This is a genomic window from Mycoplasma sp. Z386 (genome assembly GCF_054343375.1).
Genome location: NZ_JBTGVC010000035.1, coordinates 1 through 2,231 on the forward strand (window position 1 = coordinate 1; position 2,231 = coordinate 2,231).

Annotated in this window: 3 protein-coding genes; all 3 read left to right on the forward strand. The window is 23.8% G+C overall.

What is annotated here, in order from left to right; translation table 4 throughout:
• Positions 1–199: 199 nt before the first annotated feature.
• Positions 200–703, forward strand: a complete 504-nt coding sequence (locus ACXX85_RS03930; RefSeq protein WP_458557728.1) for a hypothetical protein — start codon at positions 200–202, stop codon at positions 701–703.
• Positions 704–936: 233 nt separating this feature from the next.
• Positions 937–1,182 (forward strand): hypothetical protein, encoded by a 246-nt coding sequence (locus ACXX85_RS03935; protein WP_458557727.1) that lies wholly within the window; start codon positions 937–939, stop codon positions 1,180–1,182.
• 116 nt (positions 1,183–1,298) lie between these two features.
• Positions 1,299–2,231: AlbA family DNA-binding domain-containing protein (locus ACXX85_RS03940; RefSeq protein WP_458560682.1), on the forward strand; the 933-nt coding region annotated here is incomplete at its 3' end.

Consider the following 2,231-nt stretch of genomic DNA (forward strand, 5'->3'; position numbering starts at 1 on the left):
GATGAATTAAACAATAAAATTAAGTAAGTATAGAAATTTAGTAAAAATTTAGGTTATATCTAAATTTTCAAATATAAAACAAGATTATATAGGTAAAAATTCTTCAAATTTAACAACTTTTTGCCAAATACTTGCTTTTTTTTTTTTGTAGAATTAATTTAAGAAAGAATAAAAAAGGAAGAAAATTTAGAGAATATATATGAAAAAAAGATTAATTACGTATTTAAGTCCATTAGCTATTGTTGCATCTATTTCTGTTTTTACAAGTTGTTCAAATAACAACGATACAAGCAAGGAATTAAATAGTCATATTGCAAAGCAAAATGAAAATAATTTAAGATTAGAAACCAGAATTAATAAAAACGAGTTAGATATTGCAAAATTGCAAAATAAAGAACAAAAAGAAATTGATTTAAGCAAAATTACCAAAAGACAGGGTGAATTAGAAGAAGGATTTCAACAACTATTAGAACAATTAGGTAATAAAGTAAGTGGAGACAATTTAGAAGAATTAATTAAAGGACTAACTAAACTTAAATTCGATGATTTAACAAGAGAAATTACTCAATTAAAAGAAAGAGTAAGACAATTAGAAAATTCTGAACACGAAAGAGAAAGAAAATTCAATGAATTAGATACTGCTTTTAGAAATAAATTAAATTCTTTTGGAACAAGTTCTACAACATCAAGCGGAGAAAATTAGAAATATTAACTTATTAGGGTTAGACAAAAACTTAGCATCGCGTTAAGTTTTTTTTGTTTTCTTTTTAACCGACTTTGTTATTTTTCAAAAAATAAGATTTTAACTAAGTACATAAAAACTATGAAAAACAAAGGATTTTAGAAGTATTAATTTTTATAGAATAAAAAGAATAAAAGCTTATTTTTACTAAATAGAAAATTAAAAAGATAATCATTAAGTATTATAATTTATATATGAAATTAGAATTATCATCAAAAAGAACTTCCAAAAGAAAGGTAAGTACAAAAAAAGTTAAAAAACCTAGACAAATTACGTGAGATGATTTTACAAGAGAAGAATTAATCGATATAGCAAAAAGATATAAAGAAATTAACGGAGATCTTGGTCCTATAAATAAGAAAAAAGAAACCAAAAATTTAAATAATTTTAGTTATTTAAAATATGCTTTTCTATGGAATTATTTAAGAAAAACAATATAAAATTGAATAAATATAAACGCAAAATAATTCTTATTATAAAATCTTAAATTATTCCACTTTATTAAAACAAAAATTGTATAATTTTAATATACATATTTAATAAAAAGGAAATAAAAATGGATTTGAAAAAATATATTGGTGAAACAAGTTTTTGTGAAAAGAAAGTAATGCTAGAAGAAAACAAAGTTACTAATTGATTAAAAACGGTTGTTGCTTTTGCTAACACAAAAGGCGGAAAAATCATTTTTGGTATTGATGATAATGATCGATTTGTAGGTTTAGTTAATGCTAAAAAAGATTCTGAGAAAATTAGTGAAATAATCAAAACCAAATTAGATCCGATTCCTGATATAGAATTAACTATAGAAAAATATGAAAATAAAGATTTTATAATATTGACAATTTCCCCAGGAAACGAAACTCCTTACTACATAATAGATAACGGAAATAGAAAAATATTTGTAAGAATTGGAAATCAAAGTGTTTCTGCAAATTATGTCCAAATGAAAAATCTCGTTTTAAAAGGAAGCAATAAAACTTTTGATAGTATTGATAGTAATATAAAAAGCGAAAATGCTTCTTTTAGCAAACTAAAAGCTGTTTATTTTCAAAAAACAGGACAAAATTTAAATGATAGTGATTTATTATCTTTTTCATTAATAAACGAAAAGGGCAATTTAACATTTGCTGGTGCCTTGCTTGCAGATGATTATTTTGTCTATCAATCAAGAGTTTTTGCAACTAGATGAAATGGTTTAGATAAAGCAAATAGTCGCCTTGAAGCCTTAGATGATAAAGAATTTCAAGGTTCAATCTTGTATTTACTGCAAAGTGCTGAAGAATTCATTAATTCTAATTATAAAAAAATGTGAAAGAAAACTGATGTAAGTAGAATTGAATATCCAGATTATCCAGAAATCGCTATAAGAGAAAGTATTGTAAATGCCTTAATTCACAGGGATTATACAGAAAAAGGTTCAGAAATTCACATTGATATGCAAATTATTAATCAAAATGTCCCGGGGTATTTACTAATCAAAATGTCCTCT